The 22,344-nt window shown below is 40.6% G+C and carries 19 protein-coding genes; 8 read left to right on the plus strand and 11 right to left on the minus strand.

Annotated elements, in window-relative coordinates; genetic code table 11:
• Nucleotides 1–93 precede the first annotated feature (93 nt).
• Both GARC_RS24175 and GARC_RS24180 read right to left on the minus strand, forming a co-directional pair.
• Nucleotides 94–489 (minus strand): cupin domain-containing protein, encoded by a 396-nt coding sequence (locus GARC_RS24175; protein ID WP_007625542.1) that lies wholly within the window; start codon nt 487–489, stop codon nt 94–96.
• Nucleotides 490–589: 100 nt separating this feature from the next.
• Nucleotides 590–925: a hypothetical protein gene (locus tag GARC_RS24180; protein ID WP_039990459.1), complete on the minus strand. Its 336-nt coding sequence runs from the start codon at nt 923–925 to the stop codon at nt 590–592.
• Between the two features lie 196 nt (nt 926–1,121).
• On the opposite strand from GARC_RS24180, the gene GARC_RS24185 reads away from it, so the two are divergent.
• Nucleotides 1,122–1,562 (plus strand): hypothetical protein, encoded by a 441-nt coding sequence (locus GARC_RS24185; RefSeq protein ID WP_007625545.1) that lies wholly within the window; start codon nt 1,122–1,124, stop codon nt 1,560–1,562.
• 85 nt (nt 1,563–1,647) lie between these two features.
• Here GARC_RS24185 and GARC_RS24190 read toward each other — a convergent pair whose 3' ends face one another.
• The 3 genes from GARC_RS24190 to GARC_RS24200 form a co-directional block, all read right to left on the minus strand.
• Entirely contained in the window at nt 1,648–2,535 is an 888-nt protein-coding gene (locus GARC_RS24190; protein ID WP_007625546.1) for a GIY-YIG nuclease family protein, read from the minus strand.
• Between the two features lie 134 nt (nt 2,536–2,669).
• Complete coding sequence (locus GARC_RS24195; protein ID WP_007625547.1) at nt 2,670–3,113, minus strand: hypothetical protein; 444 nt, start codon at nt 3,111–3,113, stop codon at nt 2,670–2,672.
• A 165-nt stretch (nt 3,114–3,278) separates the two neighbouring features.
• On the minus strand, nt 3,279–4,145 hold the full coding sequence (locus GARC_RS24200) for a hypothetical protein (protein WP_007625548.1): 867 nt from the start codon (nt 4,143–4,145) through the stop codon (nt 3,279–3,281).
• A 301-nt stretch (nt 4,146–4,446) separates the two neighbouring features.
• Here GARC_RS24200 and GARC_RS24205 point away from each other — a divergent pair, with 301 nt between their 5' ends.
• Nucleotides 4,447–5,385: an integron integrase gene (locus tag GARC_RS24205; protein ID WP_039990462.1), complete on the plus strand. Its 939-nt coding sequence runs from the start codon at nt 4,447–4,449 to the stop codon at nt 5,383–5,385.
• Here the strand turns inward: GARC_RS24205 and GARC_RS24210 are convergent.
• The 5 genes from GARC_RS24210 to nirB form a co-directional block, all read right to left on the minus strand.
• Nucleotides 5,382–6,437, minus strand: coding sequence for a glycosyl transferase family protein (locus GARC_RS24210; protein WP_007625550.1), 1,056 nt, complete (start codon nt 6,435–6,437; stop codon nt 5,382–5,384). The genes GARC_RS24205 and GARC_RS24210 overlap by 4 nt on opposite strands.
• A gap of 246 nt (nt 6,438–6,683) precedes the next feature.
• Complete coding sequence (gene cobA, locus GARC_RS24215) at nt 6,684–7,634, minus strand: uroporphyrinogen-III C-methyltransferase (RefSeq protein ID WP_007625551.1); 951 nt, start codon at nt 7,632–7,634, stop codon at nt 6,684–6,686.
• Nucleotides 7,631–10,405, minus strand: coding sequence for a nitrate reductase (locus GARC_RS24220; RefSeq protein ID WP_039990473.1), 2,775 nt, complete (start codon nt 10,403–10,405; stop codon nt 7,631–7,633). Before GARC_RS24220 ends, cobA begins: the two co-directional genes overlap by 4 nt.
• A gap of 3 nt (nt 10,406–10,408) precedes the next feature.
• The gene (nirD, locus tag GARC_RS24225; protein WP_007625554.1) at nt 10,409–10,756 is read right to left on the minus strand and encodes a nitrite reductase small subunit NirD; all 348 of its coding nucleotides are present in this window, start codon (nt 10,754–10,756) and stop codon (nt 10,409–10,411) included.
• 11 nt (nt 10,757–10,767) lie between these two features.
• The gene (gene nirB, locus GARC_RS24230; RefSeq protein WP_007625557.1) at nt 10,768–13,338 is read right to left on the minus strand and encodes a nitrite reductase large subunit NirB; all 2,571 of its coding nucleotides are present in this window, start codon (nt 13,336–13,338) and stop codon (nt 10,768–10,770) included.
• 405 nt (nt 13,339–13,743) lie between these two features.
• Between nirB and GARC_RS24235 the strand changes: the two genes are divergently transcribed.
• The 6 genes from GARC_RS24235 (at nt 13,744) to GARC_RS24260 (ending at nt 19,776) form a co-directional block, all read left to right on the plus strand.
• Entirely contained in the window at nt 13,744–14,604 is an 861-nt protein-coding gene (locus GARC_RS24235) for a TraB/GumN family protein (RefSeq protein ID WP_007625559.1), read from the plus strand.
• A 120-nt stretch (nt 14,605–14,724) separates the two neighbouring features.
• Complete coding sequence (moeA, locus tag GARC_RS24240) at nt 14,725–15,945, plus strand: molybdopterin molybdotransferase MoeA (RefSeq protein WP_039990466.1); 1,221 nt, start codon at nt 14,725–14,727, stop codon at nt 15,943–15,945.
• A gap of 146 nt (nt 15,946–16,091) precedes the next feature.
• Nucleotides 16,092–17,453, plus strand: a complete 1,362-nt coding sequence (locus GARC_RS24245; RefSeq protein WP_007625563.1) for an MATE family efflux transporter — start codon at nt 16,092–16,094, stop codon at nt 17,451–17,453.
• A 12-nt stretch (nt 17,454–17,465) separates the two neighbouring features.
• Nucleotides 17,466–17,903 carry an MOSC domain-containing protein gene (locus tag GARC_RS24250; RefSeq protein ID WP_007625565.1) on the plus strand — a complete coding sequence of 146 codons (438 nt, stop codon included), beginning with the start codon at nt 17,466–17,468 and terminating at the stop codon, nt 17,901–17,903.
• Between the two features lie 319 nt (nt 17,904–18,222).
• Nucleotides 18,223–18,762 (plus strand): DUF2780 domain-containing protein, encoded by a 540-nt coding sequence (locus tag GARC_RS24255; RefSeq protein WP_007625567.1) that lies wholly within the window; start codon nt 18,223–18,225, stop codon nt 18,760–18,762.
• 174 nt (nt 18,763–18,936) lie between these two features.
• Nucleotides 18,937–19,776, plus strand: a complete 840-nt coding sequence (locus GARC_RS24260; protein WP_007625569.1) for a mechanosensitive ion channel family protein — start codon at nt 18,937–18,939, stop codon at nt 19,774–19,776.
• A gap of 63 nt (nt 19,777–19,839) precedes the next feature.
• Here the strand turns inward: GARC_RS24260 and GARC_RS24265 are convergent, their stop codons facing one another.
• On the minus strand, nt 19,840–22,308 hold the full coding sequence (locus GARC_RS24265) for a glycoside hydrolase family 31 protein (RefSeq protein WP_007625570.1): 2,469 nt from the start codon (nt 22,306–22,308) through the stop codon (nt 19,840–19,842).
• Between the last annotated feature and the right edge of the window lie 36 nt (nt 22,309–22,344).

Genomic DNA, 22,344 nt, shown 5'->3' on the forward strand with positions numbered 1-22,344 from the left:
AAGTATACGGCTTAGCTCAGAGATTTGGATTGATCTTGAAAAAGTGATCAAAAGATGACTAATACCTATTGACCGACCGGAGGCTCATATGTGTTATGTACCGATTGGCCGCTCGGTACTATGTTCTGTTGGTTGCGGCGTTATAGTCATTACCTTAACACCATTAGCTGATTCGAAGCGGTGCCAAACACCCTTTGGAATAACCAACATTTGACCAGATGACAAATTGTTACGTTTCTCCTGATTACCTTCCAGAAGAATCAACATAGTCTCCCCACCTAAAATTTGAACGAACTCGTCACCATTTAAGTGTCTTTCCCATTCACTAAAGCCTGAGTAGTGAGCAACATATATTCCGCCATCTCTATATTCGGATAACAAAGCAAAAGCATCTTTTGTTTCCTCATCGTTAGTTTCAGGTGTTCTGTTTTTGAGAAACTTAACTCTCGAAAATTCTTCATTAATTGTAATTGCTACAGACTTAGTCACTTACGGGATCCTTGTAGGTACATAACGCCCCAAGCAGGGGATTTTATGAGCGTTGTGCAGCGAGTAAAATTCCCGCTGACTTGGCTTGTTATATGGCAATTTACACATGTTTAATTTGCCGTTTCTTTTTGGAAAAAAACAGAACTGCAATTAAAAATAAGATGCATATGCCTTGAACCGATATGACCCACTTTAAATCACTAATTCGACTTTCTGCGTTCCCAACATATTGATTGTTATAAGTTGAAACTATCTTAATTATGCCCGCAAGAGCAGTTTTTTCGAGAGTAATGAGTGTTTCAGTGGGTTCACTTGCCAAATGTTCCATTTTCACCGAACGCCACTGTTCATGTGCTGTTGGGAGAAATGCGATTGTCACAGAACCCACCAGAACAATGAGAGAAACAAAAATTGCTCCCCATGTGAATTTATTCAACGTACATTCCTTGCCATATAACGCCTAAATAACAGGAAAATTGAGTTGGACGCTTTTTTGCGGTTCTTTGCAAAAAATCGGCAAACTCTATTTTTCCTAGTTTATTTTCTTGTTATGTGTGTCTAGCAGAACACTCACAACACTGTTGGCACAAATTTCGCTTGATAATTGAAAACTTATTATTTTAGAGGCTAAAATGCAAATTACCAGTACTACTTATATGGCTCCGGCAAAAGAAGCATATAAAACCGGCAATTCTTTGCCGGACAATAAAACCCAAAGTGCTATGGTTGCGCAAGAAGTATCCTCTATACATGAATTAGCCCAATATATAGACCCAAGTAATATGTCTCGAAATGAAGCTGCCATATTATCTGGTGCATTATTTCCCGATGAACCTAGTGCGACTTTTGGTGCACAAGCCCTTATACTAGTAAATGATAATGGTACACTACGGAATGCAACTAAATCAGACGCAATCATGAATGAAAAATTTGATATGTTCGAGTCGATAAAAGGGCAAATGGAATTTAATCAGCAACGTGGTATATCAAATGACAACTTAGAGCTTGCTCAAGATTATTTACATAAATTGCAAATAGCAAAAACCTCTCCATCAGTTAACATATACACATAACGCCTACTTAAGCGGAAAAATATAGTTGGCTATAATGTGAACGAAGTGAAACAGCCAACTGTATTTTTTCCGTTTGAAGTTCTTGTTAGGTTTTACTTACCAACCGCTCTTCGATTACTTTTAAATAGTCACCCTCAGGAGTTTTCCAACTCTGTGGACCACTGCGACTATTGCCTGCAACTAATGCGGCTGCATATGAAGATGAACTCATTAGCTTATCTTTGAGCAATAGGTAAAAACTACCTTTATCTTCTAGAAGACCATCAGAGATCATTTGCTGTTTAATGAGTAAATTTTTACCCGGCATACTCGGTGAAGATTTATGTGCGATTTGCGAACCTTGTAAAAGTAAGAAGCCATCATCTGTAACTCTGCCTTGTGCGGTGACTTTATTTACCTTAAAGCTAAATGGGTAATTTATTAGAGAGTCTTCTTTTGGCTCAACAATAGTTTGAACAGCCCCTGAAGAAACAGACTCTAAAATTCTATGGCTTAAACTACCTAAAACAATACGAATATTATCGACAAACTCTTCCATTGCCGCAGCGTCAGCGCGAGGAAGATTAGATTTGGTGGGTGTATTACTATTTTCTAATTCATATCTATCAGCTGACTTACTGATTTCTACGAGCCTTGCCTCTAGGTATTTAATATGACCTTTTGTTAGGTTTTCATCTTTACTTGTAAAGATTATCACCTCATTCCAAAATTCTTTTTTACGGTCATGATCTGCAAGTCTTTTAAATACGTCTTCAGATTCACCAATGTATGCAACATTGTTATCACCTGCAGAATTTTCAAATAAAAAATATACGCCAGGTCGTTTTGACTCTTCCCATTTTCCTAGCTCCGAAAATCGACTTCGGGGACAAGCTAAAGCTTGACCTGACCAGTTAGCTATTTCTACATGGCGCAATCCAGTAGGACTACCGTCAGCTAAAAATATTCTTATACTTCTTCCAAACTTAGACATATTCTCGAAACTTCCTGTAAAACCTAACGCCGCTATAAGCGGCTAAGTACAATTTGCTAAACTGCGCGAAGCGCGAGCAAACTGTACGTGTCCGTTTGATAGCCTTGTTAGGCAAGTACCCTCGAACACCATTGCTAATGATTTAAATAATATGCATCGTGCTCTTTTTTTCCTTTAACATCTTGAAGACCTGAATAGAAGTTAGCGAAAGCTTTGTCAGAGGAACTCAAGTGAACCCAACCATCAGCAACTTTGAACCAATTTGAATTCACCTTTTTATAGACACTCGGAAAAGTGCCCCAGCCAGATTTTGAAACAGTTAGCTCACTGAATTTTAATATTTCTTTATACTCCGAAGCCTTGCTGGGTTGAGAGTAAACTCGGATTGGTTTGTTTCTTATTGTTGATGTGTCGTTATCATTTAACGTGTAACAACTTATCGAATTCAGCTCTCGATCAAACCAGACATATTGCTGTGCTTGCTCAAATGAAATTACTGAACAATCGTTAAATTGAATTGCCCATTTATCATTATCAACGAAACCAAGATAGCCAATCACTTGATTTTCTGACGACACGCAACCGCTAATGAGGAACACAAAGATGAATCGGATTATATTCAAAACAACAAAACTCCCTTAGTTACCTAACGCCGCATTAAGCGGACAAAAATAGTGGGTTAAAATGTGTAGCGAAGCGAAACGTAACCCACTGTTTTTGTTCCGTCTAAATGCCTTGTTAGGCTACTTTCTAGATTGCAAAGAGACTAGTTCCTTTTCTGCATTTGATTTAGCTCTCATCTCATCAGGAGAAAAATCATGCCAGTAAAATCTACCTTCTGATGGGGCAAATACCCATGGGTGGTCTAGCACCTCGTATTTGCCTAACTCACGACCACGAAGATAGATTTTTTGTTCTTCGTTAGGTAATTCAGGAGGCCAATAAACACCGAAGTGTTTTTGGTTCATATTCTGGTATATCTTTGTTAGTTGCGGGGCTCCGCCGATCTCTCGAAATTGACCAGATGATAAAATATCGAAAAATACTTCGGAAGGAACCATACCAAGTTTAAAGTCAGTATCAGTGTGATTTTTTTCTATTTGAGATATACGGCTAGAAATTTCACTGACAGGTCCTTGATCACCAATTACAGCTAGTAATTCGTCATTGACTTTTTTACCACGCCTTATTTCAAACTTTTTAAGCTTAGGATGAAAAATTATTTTATTAAGAATGAAGCATTGCTTTTTAGCGGAGTACCCTGCAAAAATGAATGTACACTCAGGTACTTCTTCTGATGCGCAGGCGGCGTCAGAGACAAAATGAAGTGATTTGTTAAGCATCTGAATTATTTTTTCTTGCGCATCAATAAAATCTATTGCCCGCTCACGTAAGTTAACAAATGACTCTACATAAGATGTAACCTGTGCAATTAATGGATAAGTCCACGCTGTATCCCCTGCAAATGCCATAACAGCATCACTGCGGCCTATTCCGAATACCTTGGGACCATAATCCCAACATTTACCTCCACTAAGCCTGCTATCTGACATAACCCAGAGTTCACGGCCAGTATTGGTTTTTCTAGTCCAAGAAACGACAAGAGTCATAACTTTCCTTTAAAATATTTAACGTATATACACGATGCGCCACAGTAGCCTAACAATATTAATAAATAGATAAAGTCCGTGTTTAAACACGGACTTTATCCGTATATAAGTTTTACCTTATTCTAAGCATAGAGCCTAAGTTATTACAACACATAAGGTTCTTCCAATATCAAAGTTGCGCCACTGTAAAAATACGGCAATTATCCGTGATCTTGCATATATACGGGTTAGAAACTATAACTGTATATAATTACAGTTATATTAATATTAAAAAAATGAAAAATCACCTTTTTTAACCCACATCTCAGAATGCATGTATCAACGGCATTACGCCAAAAAGACTATCGAAAGTTATGTTCATTGGATTTACCGCTACATATGCTTTCATCAAAAACGGCATCCTGCACAAATGGGCGATAATGAAGTCGAGCAATTCTTAAATCATCTAGTCATCAAATTGGATTCAGCGCCAAGCACCCAGACTAGCGCATTGAATGCATTAGTCTTTTTATATAAAGACATTATCAATAAACCGCTGAATATTAAATTGAATTTTGTAAAGAGCAGTCGTCAAGCTAAGTTACCTGTTGTGTTGACACATGATGAAGTAAAAAGTCTTTTTTCCTTCATCAGTGCAAATCAAAAATTGCTGGTATCTCTACTTTATGGAAGTGGATTGAGATTAATGGAAGCTGTACGCCTAAGAGTCAAAGATGTAGATTTTGATTTTTCATGTATAAAAGTTTGGAATGGTAAAGGCGGCAAACATAGAGTGGTCACCTTGGCACCTGAACTTCACCCAGCACTGCGTAGTCAAATTGTTTTGGTTGAACAATATTTAAACTCTGATCTCGCTCATCCTGATTACGCAGGTGTTTATTTACCTAATCGGCTAAGGGTTAAGTATCAAACCGCAATTAAAACTTTATCTTGGCAATACCTATTTCCAAGTATAAAACTGTCAATTGATCCAGAAAGTAAACTGCTGAGAAGGCATCACAGTGATGAAACTACAGTGCAAAAATGTGTTCGTAGTGCAGCTCTCAAAGCAAAAATTCAAAAACACGTCACCCCACACACCTTACGTCACAGTTTCGCCACCCACCTACTCCAATCCGGCGCAGACATTCGCACAGTCCAAGATCAACTCGGCCATGCCGATTTACGTACCACTCAAATCTATACCCACATTTTGCAACGAGGCGGTAACTCGGTGGTGAGTCCACTGTCTAGACTTTAGTGTGCATAATGTTTACCCGTAGTATCAAAAGTTTCAGCTGCTAAATTATATTTAGGTAAAGCCACAGGCCATGTTTTATCACGCCCTTGCCACATCTGCTGGGCTTGTTGATAAGCCACATTCCAATCAAGTTTATCCACTAACACCAACATTAAACTTAAGGTCCCCACTACCCCATAGTTAGCGTAGGTATCGTCAAGCTCACCGTTCCAAATACTTATTAACTGTTTAGCATCAAGTTCTTGAGGTTTGGTTATAAAGGTTTCGCAGGTGGCTTTTACTTCTTCGCTGGATTGCTGTGCGCTACGACTAAGATGCAGGGTGACATCTCGTAAGGGGTTAAATTCCACTTCCCCGCCTTCGCCTCTAAAACATAATACATTGGCATCATTTAATAAAGCTGCTGTTTCGCGGTGTTTTACGTCTATCTTGCGGTGAAAAATACCTTGCAGGCTATGTGCTGCGTTTGACGGGTTTAACATTCTGGCTAAGGTGTTGGCACAGGAACGTAAACCAAATTGCTCCCGCAATTGAATAATGCCGTCGAGTTGCGGATTAATGTGTTTTAGATCCATGTAGGCAAAACCTAAGGTATCTAAGGCCACCTTTGCTTGGTCTGGGGTTTGTGCCACTTCAAAACCAATTTGTGGTAAGACTTCTTTTAGATATAAACGTTTTGAGTCTGGTTCGTGGGTGCCATGCAAAAATACTCTTTTGCCATTTTTGGCCAGCAACATAACAGCTAATAAAAACCAAGGTAGGTGCCTCCGTTTACCGGCGTAACAGCCCATGTCTAAATCAACGGATAATTCAGTAATACTAGTAGGCGTATGGGCACGGAATGCTTGACTAAAACCGGTTAATTCTTCAGGGGTTTCTTCTCTAACCCGTAGCAACATCAAAAACGCACCTTTTTGTTCGGCTGTGGCTTGACCATTGATGATCATGCTCATGGCCTGCTCGGCTTCGAGCATGGTTAAGGTACGCCCTGCCCTTTGGCCACGGCCAATTATGCGAATAAAGTCTTTAAATTCTATAGGAGTGTCTGACATAACTTAAAATTCTTATTTGGTATGTTGGATATTCTACCTTGAATAACGCGGCAAAATAGCAAAAAACATTAACCACAGAGGAAAAGAAGGCCACAGAGGAAAGCCAAAGCGGCCATCTGTATTAGGTCTTTTTTCTCTGTGTGCGAAGCCTTTGAGTTCTATACGGTAAAAACGCCTTTACGTACAGATTTATTAAAGCATTGTATACATCCAATGCTTAGGTTATTTAACCTAAATTCTGGTTAATTAGGCTGTGACGCTTAAATCGGCAGTTGATTGTGATAACAGCGATAAGTTTACTTTATGGCGTTTATTCACCACCTCACCCACTATAGTCACTGCTGGCCCTTGAAAATTTTGTTCGGCTACGCGCTGGGCGATATTTTCTAGAGTACCAATACACACTTGTTGTTGTGCAGTTGAAGCTTGATCAATCACTGCAACTGGTGTGCTCGCCTTTAACCCATGGGTTTCGAGGCGTTGCATAATAGTGCCGATACGTTTAAGCCCCATGTAAAACACCAGTGTTTCACCACTAGAAGAAGAAGGTGAGCCACTTGCACCCGCCACCAGCGCTTGCCAGTTAGGTTCTTCTGTGGCTGATTTTAAATGCGCAGTTATAAAACGCACAGATTGCGCACATTCTCTATGGGTAAGAGGAATACCAGCATAAGCCGAAGCGCCCGATGCAGCTGTAATGCCCGGCACTATGGCAAAGTCGATGTGGTGCTTCGCTAATATGTCACATTCTTCTGCGGCCCTAGCAAAAATGGCTGGGTCACCACCTTTTAAACGCACAATGTTTTTACCTGTTAGCGCCACTTCTACCATCAACTGACAAATATCAGCCTGCTGCATACTGTGTTGCCCGCACTTTTTACCCACAAACACTCGTTCTACGTGGCTTGGGATCATATTAATAATGTCTGGATTAACTAACCAATCGAACATCACCACATCGGCTTGTTGAATTAAGCGGTGGGCTTTTAAAGTCAATAACTCTGCATCTCCCGGCCCAGCACCAATCAAATAAACATGGCCTTTGTCGGCACGTTTAGGATACTGAACACGCGACTTATGGGTGACATAACGGTTTAACCAATTAGGCAATACATTGCTGGGGTTAACATTATGGTTAGACAAAAAATGAAGTAATCCCGTTAAGCTCCAAGAAAGTAATGCTTTTTCTGTGCTCATGATACGGCCTCCAAGGCAATTAGTTGGTCTTGTTCGATGACAATATTATTGGGTTTATATTGTTTAAGCATTTGGCTCAGTTCAGACTTACATGAGCCACAATTAGTACCGCATTTTAACTGTTTACCTAAACTGTCTACTGAGTCGCAACCCGTTTTGATTGCGTCAATGATGGTGTTTTCGCCGACTTTAAAACAGCTACACACCAATTTTCCTTGTTTGAATTGCTCATCAGGTTGCATGTTAAGTAAACCATGAAGCTGCTCAGAGGTGACATTTTCGCTGTTGAGCAAACTATTGATCCAGCTAGGATCGACTTCAATGTTGCTAGGCGAAATAAACATGATCAATGACATCACACCTTGGCGCATAGCACAGGTGCTGTTTAAGTCTGTTCCTGTGGCATTAATCCATTCGTCATACAGTGGCAATTGTAATTGCAGGTTACGCTTAATATTTACTGGATCTTGATCTGTGGCAAAAAATACTAAGTGACCTTTCTCGACAGGACTAGTGACAAAATATTCGAAATATTTTCTTAACAACTCAACATTAAGCGCTTGCTGAATAAAGAGTTGACCATAATGTTGGTAAGTAACTTTCTGAAGTTTAACCGCAGCATGTTTGAGTTCAGGTTGGCCTGATATTTTGTCGTTTGCGTCGGTATAAAGGGCGGTAATATTGGCACTAGAGGCATTGCTAGCACTCCAATGAATGGGCGCAAACACTTCGCCTTGGCGCTGATTATTGTCAATGGCTACTGGCAATAATACTTGAGATTTTTCAGCATTAAAATGCGCTGCGTTGTTAAAATGCGCTGCGCTAAGACTCACTAAATCGTCATTTTTCAGGGTTAAGTTTGCGGCATCTTTAGGGTGAACAGCCAAATACGGGCGGTTAACATGTGAGGTTAACTCAGACGTTTTGCCGGTGCGCGTCATGGTATGCCATTGGTCTCGCACTCGGCCACTGTTCAACACAAAAGGGTAATCGTTATTTGTCAGTTGCTGTGGCGCAGTGAATTCGGTGACCACAAACTGTGCTTTACCACTTTGGGTATAGAATTTTCCATCGCTAAATAATCGTTTCGTTCCATAAGGTGCAGATTTATTTACCGGCCATTGCACTGGTTTTAAACGGTTGTATTGGGTTTCGGTTAAATCACACAGTGCAGACAGGTCTAAACCACGACTTCCATTGTTATCCGCCTGAGTTAGACCAGTGTATTCAGCAAATATTTCACTGGGCGATGCAAAGTTAAAACCACTAGTAAAACCCATGGCTTTAGCGACGTCACAAATAATGTTCCAATCGTGTTTCGCTTCGCCTGTAGCAGGTAACAAACCACGTTGTCGAGAAATACGCCGCTCAGAATTGGTAACTGTGCCATCTTTTTCTGACCAGCCTGTTGCCGGTAATGCAATGTGGGCATAATCTAGGGTATCGTTTTTAGCGACACAATCAGAGACCACTACTAGCTCACATTTTTTTAGAGCTTCGGCAATTTTTTGTCTGTTAGGCATACTCACCATAGGGTTTGTAGCCATGATCCAAACAGCTTTGACCTTACCATTGTGAATATTTTCGAATAAATCTACTGCTTTGAGTCCATGTTCAGTGGCAATTGTTGGTGACTGCCAATAGGTTTGCACTGTTTTGCGGTGCTCGGCGTTGTGAATATCCATATGACAAGCCAACATATTAGCTAGGCCACCCACTTCACGGCCACCCATAGCATTTGGCTGACCCGTTAGCGAAAACGGTCCACAACCTTCACGGCCAATTTTACCAGTGGCTAAATGGCAATTAATGATGCTGTTAGCTTTGTCTGTGCCAGAGGTGGATTGATTCACCCCCATACTGTAGGCAGTCACCACTTTGTCGGTTTGGCTAAATAGTCTGTAAAAACTCAGTAACTCTAATTCACTGATGTCACATTGTTGGGCGACCTTAGTTATGGTCCAAGGAGCACAATTATTTAATACCTGCGCCACGCCTTGGGTATAGGCTGAGATATAATTGATGTCCAATACATCTTGGGCGGCTAGATATGCTAATAAACCATTAAACAAGGCAACATCGCTGCCGGGCTTAATCGCTAGGTGCATATCTGCCAACTCAGATGTAGCGGTTTTGCGTGGATCAATTGTGACCACTTGCATATCAGGGTTAAGCTTTTTAGCTCGTTCGATACGTTGAAATAATACTGGGTGGGTCCAAGCTGCGTTAGAGCCAACCAATATCAATAATTCGGTTTGTTCTAAATCTTCATAACAACAAGGCACAGCATCGGCACCAAAAGCGCGTTTGTAAGCGGCCACGGCTGACGACATACACAATCTCGAGTTGGTATCGATATTGGCACTGCCGATATAACCTTTCATTAATTTATTGGCAACGTAATAGTCTTCGGTCAACAATTGCCCCGATACATAAAACGCCACAGAATCGGGGCCATGCTCTGCAATAAGCTGCTTAAACTTAGTCGCAACTTGCGTAATTGCGTCATCCCAGCTGGCTTTTTCACCGTCAACCATCGGGCTAAGTAAACGTCCCGAGGCTGAGTTGGTTTCTAGTAATTTACTGCCTTTAACACACAAACTCCCAAAGTTTGCCGGATGATCGCTGCTGCCTTTTAAGTCTGTCAGTTTTTTATCAGCATTAATTTGCACATCCACGCCACAGCCCACTCCGCAGTAAGGACAAGTCGTGCTAAGCAAAGATGGTGCTTTGCATGGATTACTTTTAAGCATGGGACGACTAGAAGACATCAATTAGTCAACCAACTGCAACTGTACTTGGTTTTGTTCGATACGCACCGGGTAAACAAGCAACTTAATGGTATCGTCATCTAGGCACTGACCTGAATCTAAGCAATAACGCTGTTTGTAAAGTGGTGAAATGATCACCTTAGCGTTTTCCACAGAGCCCAATAAGCCTCGATACAACACATTGGCTTTGCCAATAGGATCCCAATTACTGACTGCGAATATTTGTATGTCGTTGCCGACTTTTATTTGAAACAAAGCAATTTGTTGGTCATTTAATAAAGCGCAGACCCCAGAGTTAGAGACTAAATCTGTGTCGCTGCATACTGTTACCCAATTATTTGAAGTACTCATAATATGTCTCCTTAGACCAATTCTGTGGCAAGTTCGGTTTCTTTTAATTCACTGTTTTGTGTTTGGCTAAAGACTTCTTTTTCAGACTCTGTTGCGGGGCGAATTTGTTCACGCTCTTCAACAAATACAATGTTCAAATCAGATTTGTCACTATTTACAAACTGACGGAAACGTTTAAGAGAATGTTCGCTTTCGATGGCGGTTTTCCACTCACATTGATAGGTGTCGACCACGTTTTGCATTTGCGCTTCAAGTTCTTCGCAGATACCTAGTGAGTCTTCAATCACCACTTGTTGTAAATACTCAAGGCCGCCTTCTAGATTTTCCAACCATACCGACGTACGTTGCAATCGATCCCCTGTTCTAACGTAAAACATCAGCACGCGGTCAATGTATTTAACTAAGGTTTCAGTGTCTAAATCGGTAGCAAACAAGTCGCCATGGCGAGGTTTCATGCCACCATTACCACACACATATAAGTTCCAACCGTTTTCGGTGGCGATAATACCTATATCTTTACTTTGGGCTTCGGCACATTCACGGGTACAACCTGATACACCAAATTTAATTTTGTGGGGTGCTCGTAAACCTTTGTAACGATTTTCTAACTCTATGGCTTGGCCTACTGAATCTTGCACACCATAACGACACCAAGTACTGCCTACACATGACTTAACCGTTCTAAGTGATTTAGCATAGGCATGACCTGTTTCAAAACCAGCATCGATTAGGGTTTTCCAAATAGCGGGAAGTTGCTCAACTCGGGCTCCAAATAAATCAATACGTTGGCCGCCAGTGATCTTGGTATACAACTTATAATCTTTGGCGACTTGGCCTAATACTATGAGTTTTTCTGGGGTGATTTCGCCCCCAGCTATTCGCGGTACCACTGAATAAGTACCGTCTTTTTGCATATTACCTAGGTAAGTGTCGTTAGTGTCTTGCAGGCTGACGTGATCAGGTTTGAGTACAAAATCGTTCCAAACTGAAGCAAGGATAGACGCGGTCACTGGTTTACATATTTCGCAGCCTAAACCTTTACCGTGTTTTTCTAACAATTCATCAAAGGTTTTGATGCCAGCCACTTTGACTAAATGAAACATTTCTTGTCGTGAATACGCGAAGTGTTCGCAGATATCTTTCTTCACTTCTACGCCACGTTTGGTTAGTTCGCTATCGACAACTGTTTTAAGTAATGCCGTACAACCGCCGCAACCTGTGCTGGCTTTAGTGCAAGATTTAATATCCGCTAAGTTACAACTGCCGGTATCGAAGGCTTCAATGATGTCGCCTTTTGATACGTTGTGACATGAACAGATAGTAGCGGTGTCTGGTAATGCGTCAGCACCCAGAGCCGGAGCTGCGTCAGCACCTGCTGGTAGAATTAAACTTTCTGGATGTTCCGGTAATTCAATATCGTTTAATGCGTATTGCAGTAAAGTATCGTAATCACTAGTGTCGCCAATAAGCACAGCACCTAATAATTTTTTCTGATGTGCATCGACCACAATCTTTTTGTAGACTTCTAGTGGCTGGTTTTCGTAGGTGTAACACAATGCCCCTGCTGTTCTAGCATGCGCATCTCCAATTGACCCTACTTCAACGCCCATTAGTTTTAGTTTAGTGCTCATATCCGCACCTTGGAAAGTCACATCACCACCAATAATATGGCTAGCTGCAGCTCTGGCCATAGTGTAACCAGGAGCCACTAAACCAAAAATAAAGTTATTCCATAATGCACATTCACCAATAGCGTAGATATCAGCTTCACTGGTTAGGCATTGGTCGTTCACCACTATTCCGCCGCGCTCACCTATGGCGATATCAAATTCACGGGCCAATGTATCTTGTGGACGAATACCTGCTGAGAACAAGATCATGTCGGTTTCTAATACTTCACCATCTGCAAAACACATTTTGTAGCGACAAGTTTCACCTGTTTCAATGCTTTGGGTGGCTTTTTGAGTATGTACTTGTACGCCAAGATCTTCAATTTTACTGCGTAATACCCGGCCACCACCGTTATCTACCTGCACGGCCATTAACTGTGGGGCAAATTCAACTACGTGAGTTTGTAAACCTGCTTCTTTTAAAGCGTTGGCCGCTTCTAAACCTAATAAACCACCACCTACTACCACACCCACTTTACTGACGGCAGATGAAGCACTGATATTTTCGAGATCTTCAATAGTACGATATACCAAACAATGAGGCTGATCGTTACCCGGAATGGGCGGTACAAAAGGATAAGACCCAGTAGACAACACCAGCTTGTCATACTCAAACACCTCTCCTGCTTCAGTTGTGACTGTTTTAGCCAACTTATTAATATTGATAACCTTGGCATTCAAGGCAAACTTAATATTGTTCTCTTGATAATATTCTGGTGTGGTTAAGGCTAATTCGTCAGCGGTTTTGCCAGAAAAATACTCAGATAAATGTACGCGGTCATAGGCAAGCCTTGGCTCTGCTGACAACACCACAACATCTAACTGTGTGTTATTGTCTGCATTGTTTTCTTGTATCAGTTGATCAACAAAATGATGACCCACCATGCCATTGCCAACTACTACTATTCGCATGTTATTCCCGTTGTGTACATTGTTTAAGTTCGACATGAGTCACCTCTGCATTTTTCTGTATTTTTTGAGCGCAAAAAAAAAGCCCACCATTCCAGTTCAGGAACGTATGGGCTTCTTTGCCATGTCATCTTGCATACATTTTTGTATACAAGATGAGAAATAAATTTGGCAATGATTTACATTGCCTAGTGCGTTAGTTAATACAGAAATTATGCCAACTATTAAAGTCTTATAATTCAAACGGTTAGAGTAGAGTTGTGTTAGGTCATCTAGAAATTTTGCTCTTATTCAATGCATCAGCACCAAGTTGGGGCGTCAAAAATCAACTAAATGTTGTTGCGGTCGGCTACACTACAAGGCTATTCTGCTGAATAGTTTTAGCCATATGCAAAAGGTAGTAACTAAATGACTTTGATAAAAGCACTCACTCTGAGCACCAGCCTAATATTTACCCTTGGACTTCAAGCGGCTTCAGTATGGAAAGTGTCTAACGAACAACACAGTCTATATATTGGAGGCACCATTCATATTCTCACTCCTAATGATTATCCTTTAGCAAAAGAATATGATTTGGCTTACAAAGCATCAGATAAAGTTGTCTTTGAAACTGATTTGCAGACAGCTAATTCGCCAGAATTTGCCCAAAAAATAATGTACAAAATGATGTATAGCGACGGCACAACTATCAATAAGGTATTGCAACCAGAGACCTATAAAGCCCTAGCCATTCATTTATCATCACGACAAATACCCATGCAAGCTTTAGCTTCCTACAAACCAAGTTTCTTGGCCATTTCATTGAGCTTTATTGAACTCCAATCTATGGGATACACCAGTGAAGGTGTCGATATGTTTTTTTCCAATATGGCTACAACCCAAGAAAAAGAACAAGCTTGGCTAGAAACCCCCAACGAACAACTAGCCTTTCTAGCTAATATGGGCGGTGACGATCCTAATGACATTATTGAATACACCCTAAAAGAAATAGAAAAAATGCCAGAACTGTTTGGCAAATTACATTCCGCTTGGTTTTCAGGTGATATGCAAGGTATGGCCGAGGTAGGCATCACACCTTTTAAAGCTGATTATCCTGAGATCTATCAAAACTTGTTGGTGACACGTAACAACAATTGGTTACCTAAAATTGTTGATATGCTAAATGACCAACCCACAGAGTTTATTTTGGTTGGCGCATTGCATCTTTCTGGCCCTGATAGCGTATTAGCAAAACTCAAAGCTAAAGGTTATAAAATCGAAAAACTGTAATCGATATGCTTTAAGCTAAACACTGGGGTAAACACTCCAGTATTTTTACTTTTAGATCTCTTATCGTTTTTTTAACGATAGTCATTAATTCATTTTTTAATACAGATAAACATAAAACTTATGCTCGAAACCTGCGATAGCCCCGGACTTTTACCCATAAAATCAGCTATTTCCAACATGCTAGATCTCATTATTCCAGTTATGGAAAGTGAGCAAATAGAACTGGAAGATGCGCTTGGAAGAGTATTAGCAGTTGATGTGATATCTAGCATTAATGTGCCGCCAAATGATAATTCAGCTATGGACGGTTATGCTATGCGCTGTGAGGATCTTACTGATACTAACCAACTACAATTAGTGGGCACGGCTTTGGCTGGAAAACCCTTTAAAGAAAAGGTTTTGGCTGGAGAATGTATCAGGATCATGACAGGTGCTGTTATTCCGCAAGGAACTGATTCAGTGGTGATGCAAGAAAATACAGAAGTTAAAGACAACTCGGTTATTTTTAAACAAATACCCGAATTGGGTAACAGCGTTCGAAAAGCCGGAGAAGACATTCAGCAAGGCCAAGTGGTAGTAACTAAAGGCACTAAACTTACCCCTGCCTATATTGCATTAATTGCTTCGGTAGGTATTGCTGAGATTTCGGTCATACGTCTGATTAAAGTAGGTATTATAGCCACGGGGGATGAATTAACCCCCCCAGGCAAACCTCTTATCGATGGTGCTATTTACGAAAGTAATCGTTTTGCACTTAGCGCAATGCTGAATACTTTCCCCGTTACTTTGTTTGATTTTGGCATTGTCAAAGATAACAAAATAGATCTCAACGCCGTTTTTGCACAAGCTGGCAGCCTTTGTGATTTAGTATTGTCTTGCGGTGGCGTATCAGTAGGTGATGCCGATTACGTTAAAGAAATATTGGATAATCTGGGCGCTATTAATTTTTGGAAAGTAGCCATTAAACCCGGAAAACCCTTTGCATTCGGACAAATTGGCAGCGCGTGGTTTTGCGGATTACCTGGTAACCCAGTATCCTCTTATGTGACATTTGAGCAACTTGTTACACCATTATTGCAAAAGTTAAGTGGCCAAACATATTTACCCAAACCACATTTTGTCGCTAAGGCTGCTTGTGTTATCCGTAAACGACCAGGACGAGCAGATTATCAACGCGGTATATTCTACCGCGACGATCAAGGTGAGCTCTGGGTTAAACCTAATGGCAAACAAGGATCGGGTATCATGAGCTCCATCGCCAATGCTAATTGTTATATGGTCTTAGAGCAGGATGCGGAGGATGTCCAAGTGGGTGAAAGCGTCCATATACAGCTGTTTTAAGCTTCGAGCAAAATATATTTCACCACAGACACAGAGAGCACAGAGAAAAAAGGAAATTTTGTTTTTCTCTGTGTAGCGAAGCGCTCTGTGTCCTCTGTGGTGGAATATCTTTTTTTAGTTTTCAATAACAATAAGAAGTTGGATTTGTGGCATTTAAGAAAGAATTAAAAACAATTGTTCATTTGGCGTGGCCTTTGCTGGTTGCGCAAATCACCCAAACTTTGATGGGTGTGTCGGATACTATTATGGCTGGTCGCTATTCAGCTACCGATATGGCGGCTGTGGCCATAGGTTTTGGTTTTACCTTACCCATTATTGTGTTTGTGCAGGGCATAACCCTTGCCCTACCAGCTATTATTTCGCGCTTCAATGGTTCAAAACAGATTGATAAAGTCGCAAACTATACTCATCAAATGGTGTGGCTTGCCTTGGCATTTTCCCTCCTAGCGGTATTGTTTGGCTTTGTATTTGAACCTTTAATGCAATATATCCAGATGGAAGAGGATTTACGTCGTATTACCACAGATTACATTCACTATATTCTGTATTCGATGCCTGCTTTTGCCTTGTATCAAGTGCTCAGAAACTACTGCGAAGGCTTATCTATTACTAAACCTAGCATGCTGATTATGGGTGTTGGTTTATTGGTGAATATTCCTGTTAACTATGTGCTTATTTACGGTAAATTTGGCTTGCCAGAAATGGGCGGCGCAGGTTGTGGAGTGGCAACTGCATTAGTGTTTGTAGCTATGTTTATTGCTACTTGGTTATATACACTCAAATCCAAAAAACTAGCGAAGTATGACTTGTATGCAAAACTGTACCGTCCCCATTATCAAGATATGTTGGAATGTTTGAAGTTAGGTTTGCCTATCGCCATGACCATTCTATTTGAAGTCACATTGTTTGCTGCTGTGGCCATTTTATTAGCGCCATTTGGATCAATAGTGGTGGCATCCCACCAGGTGGCACTAAACTTTTCTGCACTGATGTTTATGATCCCCTTGAGTATTGGTATGGCAACCAGTATTCGAATTGGACATTTACTTGGCGAGCAAAATCCCGAGCAAGCAAAAATCGCCACAAAATGTGCTTTCTTTTTGGGTATTAGCATTGCTGCTTTTACCGCCACTTTAACGATAGTTGGTAGTGAATTTATTGCTAAGTTATACAGTATTGATCCACCTGTGATTGAGTTAGCATCTAGTCTTTTATTATTTGCCGCTATGTTTCAATTTTCAGACGCTGTACAAGTAATATCAGGAACTTCACTGCGTGGTTACAAAGACACCACAGCAATGTTCTATTTAAGTTTTGTATCCTATTGGGTAGTCGGCATGACAATTGGATGTATATTGGGGTTAACCGACTGGATAGTCCCGCAAATGGCAGCAGCTGGTTTTTGGATTGGTTTTATCTGTGGACTAAGCACAGCGGCAGTAACCTTGGGGCTACGACTCAAATATATTCAAAACAAAATTGTTCAACTCGATACTGTTACAGCTTAAAAGGAAGCCTGCATGCAATTATTGGATATCGCTTTTCGAACTAAATCTAGAGCGCCAATGGAAACCAAAGTTGAGACTATGGTTTCCAAAGTTGCAGGCGTAGAAGATGATTTTAGAGGTAAACCTGGCAAACGTCAGGTAACAGTACTCAGCCTGGAACAATGGCAACTTGCCTGTGATGAATTAGGAACAAGCCTTCCTTGGACAGTTAGGCGCGCTAATTTGTTGCTCGAAGGTGTTAGTTTTGATGCAACTATGCTTGGTAAACAAATCAAAATAGGTCAGCTAATTTTATTAATTACCCGAGAGACAGACCCCTGCCCCAGAATGGATGCCCAACATCAAGGGCTTACCGAAGCTCTTACACCTGATTGGCGAGGTGGTGTATGTTGTAGGGTGATTGCAGATGGACGAGTTAAAATTGGCGATAAAATTGAGATCTTCAACTAAACCACAGTGAGCGCAGTGAATTAATTTAGTCAATATGAATGAATTTGCTCAATACACCCTGTCGCCCATGACAGGTTATATAATTTGCTGAAGGTGTCCAGCCACAGAATTGTCTTACAACTAGAATTTTCAGAGTGCAACTTACAATCAAACTCCAGCTTGTTAACCTGAATTCTGGATAACTATTGCCGAGCCATAGGCCCTTCTAATCAACTAAGCCCGTTTAAAAAAGTGAGAATAAAGGAATAAATAAATTAACGTTATTAAATAATAACGTTTATTATTAGCGCTGTTATTCACAAACCAAATTGAAATTATTATGAAAATCTCTTATTTACTTATTGTTGTATCCGCCCTTGCCTTCTCACCACAAAGTCACGCCGAAGGTTGGCTTGATTCGATTAAAAGCATGTTTGGTATGGAAGCAGAAACAGCAACTGCTGCAATGCCTAACGTAGCAGATATGATCAGCTCTGTTAGCGAATCAGTAGGGATCGATGAATCTCAAGCTACAGGTAGCTTAGCGTCAATCTTTAATTATGCCAAAGGAAACATCTCTGCCGAACAATTCAGTGGTTTAAGTGATTCACTGCCAGGTCTTGATTCATTAATGGGTGCGGTGCCAGATATCAGTGAAATGGCGTCTGGAAATGATTTAGGCGGGTTAATGGACAAAGCTGCTAGCTACAATGATTCATTAAAAGCAATGAACGAGTTGAAAAAACAGTTCGAAGCTTTGGGTTTAAGTTCTGAGATGATCACCAAAGTAATCAGTAGTGCTAAAGCTTATCTAGATACAGATGAAGGTCAAAAAATCAAACAACAATTGATGCAGGGATTAAGTCAGTTAACTTTGTAGAACTTGTTTGGGCTTACTCATCACAGTAAGCCCGTTTTCGTCTAATCACCCCATGATTTGACGCAAGTTCACTAGAATAATCCTGTCAATATTAAAAAGCCCATAAAAAATTTGTTCAAATTTAATAGTAGAACCAAGTAACTTAGAATTTTTTATCATTTAAAAGGAAAGACCATGGATTCAGTTGAAACACAATTACAAACCTTCTATGACAAAGCTATTACCTTAGGCACGGAATACGGTACCCAATTTATACTCGCTATAGTTGTACTGGTAGTTGGTTTGTGGGTTATTGGTAAATTAAGTAATGGCGTTAGGCGTAGTGCAGTTAAAGGTTTACCAGACGAAACCTTAGCAAAATTTTTAACCAACATTTTTGAAGTAATACTAAAAGTGTTATTGGTGATCAGCGTAGCATCGATGATCGGTATTCAAACCACCTCATTTATAGCTATTTTAGGTGCAGCAGGTTTAGCTGTCGGACTAGCACTGCAAGGCAGTTTGTCTAACTTTGCTGGCGGTGTCATGGTGTTAATATTTCGCCCATTCAAAGTAGGAGATTACGTTGGAGCACAAGGTTTAGAGGGTGAAGTAACGGATATAGGTATTTTTGTTACTACCTTTATTACCTTCGACAAACGCATCATCATTGTACCTAATGGTCCTTTGGCTAACGGTAACATCATCAACTACACCGCAAGTGATGTAAGAGCGGTAGAGATATCTATTGGTATTTCTTACTCAGATGATATTGCAAAAGGTAAAGCGGCAATGGAAGCTGTACTAAAAGCGGATCCAAGAGTATTACAAGACGAAGGTAACGTAGTCGCTGTAGTTGATTTAGGCACCAGCTCAGTTGACTTTTTAGTCAGGGCTTTCGCTAAAACTGATGACTATTGGGCGTTATATTTTGATATACGTCCTGCACTTAAAGCTGCAGTTGAAGAAGCGGGCTTAACTATCCCATTCCCACAACGGGATATACATATGATCCAACAAAGTGCTCAAGACTAAGGCCACTCCTTAACACTAAGCATTTAAACAATAGGCGCACTCACTTTAAACAGTGAACTGCGCCTATTTTATTTCTAGCTCCACATCTTCAGACCAATTAAATTTAAGCTGTATAACCTTGCTCTTTTTGTCCCAAAACCCTGCTTCACTGGCATCTGCAAACTTTTGTTTATCTTCAACAATATCAACGGGCTTTTGATTAATTAAGATCACTTTGGCTGACGTTTTCCAGTTGTGAACCAACAAGGTTAACGATCGAGTAGCTGGCATTGATTGATATTGACCTTGGCGTTTTAGACTAATACTGAGTTGCCCATTTTTATGTAGCCCATTAAAAATCAGTGTTTCAAAGGTTTTATTTTTTATGGCGTTAGGATCAATTCCATCATCATCATACATAATGCCAGATGAGGACTTAATAGACGGGTCGGCGTAATAATGTAAGCTCAAGGCTTGAGTGGTGTAGTCGTCTGTCGATTGCACAGGCTCTACCATAGGGATAAACGAACCTCCACGCACCATCACAGGCAATCTATCGAGCTGTGTAGCTAATTGGATAGTCTGATTGCCTTGATACTTTTTATCTGTCCAATAGTCGAACCAGACACCTTGAGGTAAATCCATAGATATTGCACTTAGATTAGGTTCGGTGATAGGTTTGACTAAAAAAGCGTCCCCCCAAAAATAGCTATCTTTTATATCTATTAAGTTTTGATTTGATGAGTCTTCAAAAAACACCGGGCGCATTAGAGGCATGCCCGTTAGGCTATTTTCGTAAGCTAAAGAATAATTGTATGGCAGCATGGCATAACGCAACTTTACGTATTCCCGTAAAATATCTTTGGTCTGCTTATCATGAAAGATAGGCTCTGGGGCTATATTATCTTGGGCATGAGGCCTAAATACCGGTTGAAAAACCCCGTATTGTAACCAGCGAATATACAGTTCTTGATCAAACTCTTCACCACCGGCAAAACCGCCTAAATCAGAATGGGTATAACCTAATCCCAACAAGCCCATTTGTAATGACAGCTCAACTTGTGGTTTAAGGCCATCCCAAGAACGACTAACATCACCGGTCCATGGGATCATGCCAAATCGCTGTGAGCCAACAAAACCAGAACGCATCATAATAAATGGACGCTGCGAAGGGGCAATTGCCAACTGATTCTCATAAAGCTGTTTTGCCCACATATGCCCATATGCATTATGAATTTCATCGCCTGTCACTTGTAAGCCATTGAAGTTATGAATACTGTCAGCAGGATGCACTTCTGGCTCTCCTAAGTCTCCCCACCAACCAGCGACACCTTGTTTGAATAAATCCGTGTAAATGCCGTTAAACCAGTCAATGGCGTTGTTATCAAATACATCAATTAGCCCAGTATTGCCGAAATAGAAATCAAATCGTCTGGGGGCACCAGCATGATTTTTGGCTAACACCTGATTATCGACCGCTTCTTGCCACTTATCTGAAGTGGATAAAATAAAGGGTTCAGTGATCAAAATAGTCTTAACCCCTTTGGCTTTAAAGTCAGCCATCATCTTCTGAGGCGTAGGGAAAGTTTGCTTGTCCCAGTCTAAGTTACCCATAAAACCTTTAATGTCATTACCAAACCAATACAAATCCAACACCACCGCATCTAGAGGGAAGTCTTGATCGATAAATCCTTGCACGGTATCCCGTGTTTGTTGCTCAGTTTTATAGCCAAAACGAGAGGCAAAGTTACCCAAAGCCCAACGTGGCGGCAGAGGTTGTTTACCGGTTATTTCTACAAAGTTTTGGATTATATTTGGATAGTCTGTACCTGCAACTACCACATAGGCAGTACGCCCACCCACGGCTTCAAATTGCATAATATCCGACTCGGTATGGCCTAAGTCCATATAACCACTAGCTGAATTATCAAAAATCAGCGCGTAGTGGCGATTAGACATCACCGCAGACAAGCCAAAGTACATTTGATTAGATTGTGTGGTGTAACCATAATCTGCCTTGTTATATAGGGGAAAACGGTGCCCGCGTCTGTCCATTCCTAACACCCGTTGTCCGCCACCCATTAACTTTTCATTTTGTTGCAGCTTAAATCGGAAACCCCGTTGTGTATCTTCTAAAAATAAACCGACTTCCTCTTCGACAAGTAGTTTTCCACCTTGGTAATAGTGTATTTTCAAAGGTGATTTATCGATTATGGCGGTTAATTTCCCTGTGCTTAGCTGTAATGCGTTGAGGGTGTTTTTTAAGTCCAATTCAACAGTCTCTTGACTATCCTCAAGGGCAAAAGAAGGTAATTGTTTGGTATTATTAGGTTGATAAAATACCTCTAAGGAGTTGGCTGAATAAGCGGTAACAGATACTTTTCCTGCATCAGTTAAAACAACCAGACTATTACCTTCAAGCCTATGACTTTGGTATTCTGCGGCCTGTGATAATGAACTAAAAAGTACAAAAACAAACAGAGTCATTGATTTAAAAAGTGTGGGTGCTTTATGTGAAAAAGTGCTAAAAATCGTGTCTTTAATAAAAAACATATTGATTATCTTCTAGGTAAATGTGGATAAATACGG

The sequence above is a fragment of the Paraglaciecola arctica BSs20135 genome (assembly GCF_000314995.1).
In the GTDB taxonomy this organism is placed as follows: Bacteria; Pseudomonadota; Gammaproteobacteria; order Enterobacterales; family Alteromonadaceae; genus Paraglaciecola; species Paraglaciecola arctica.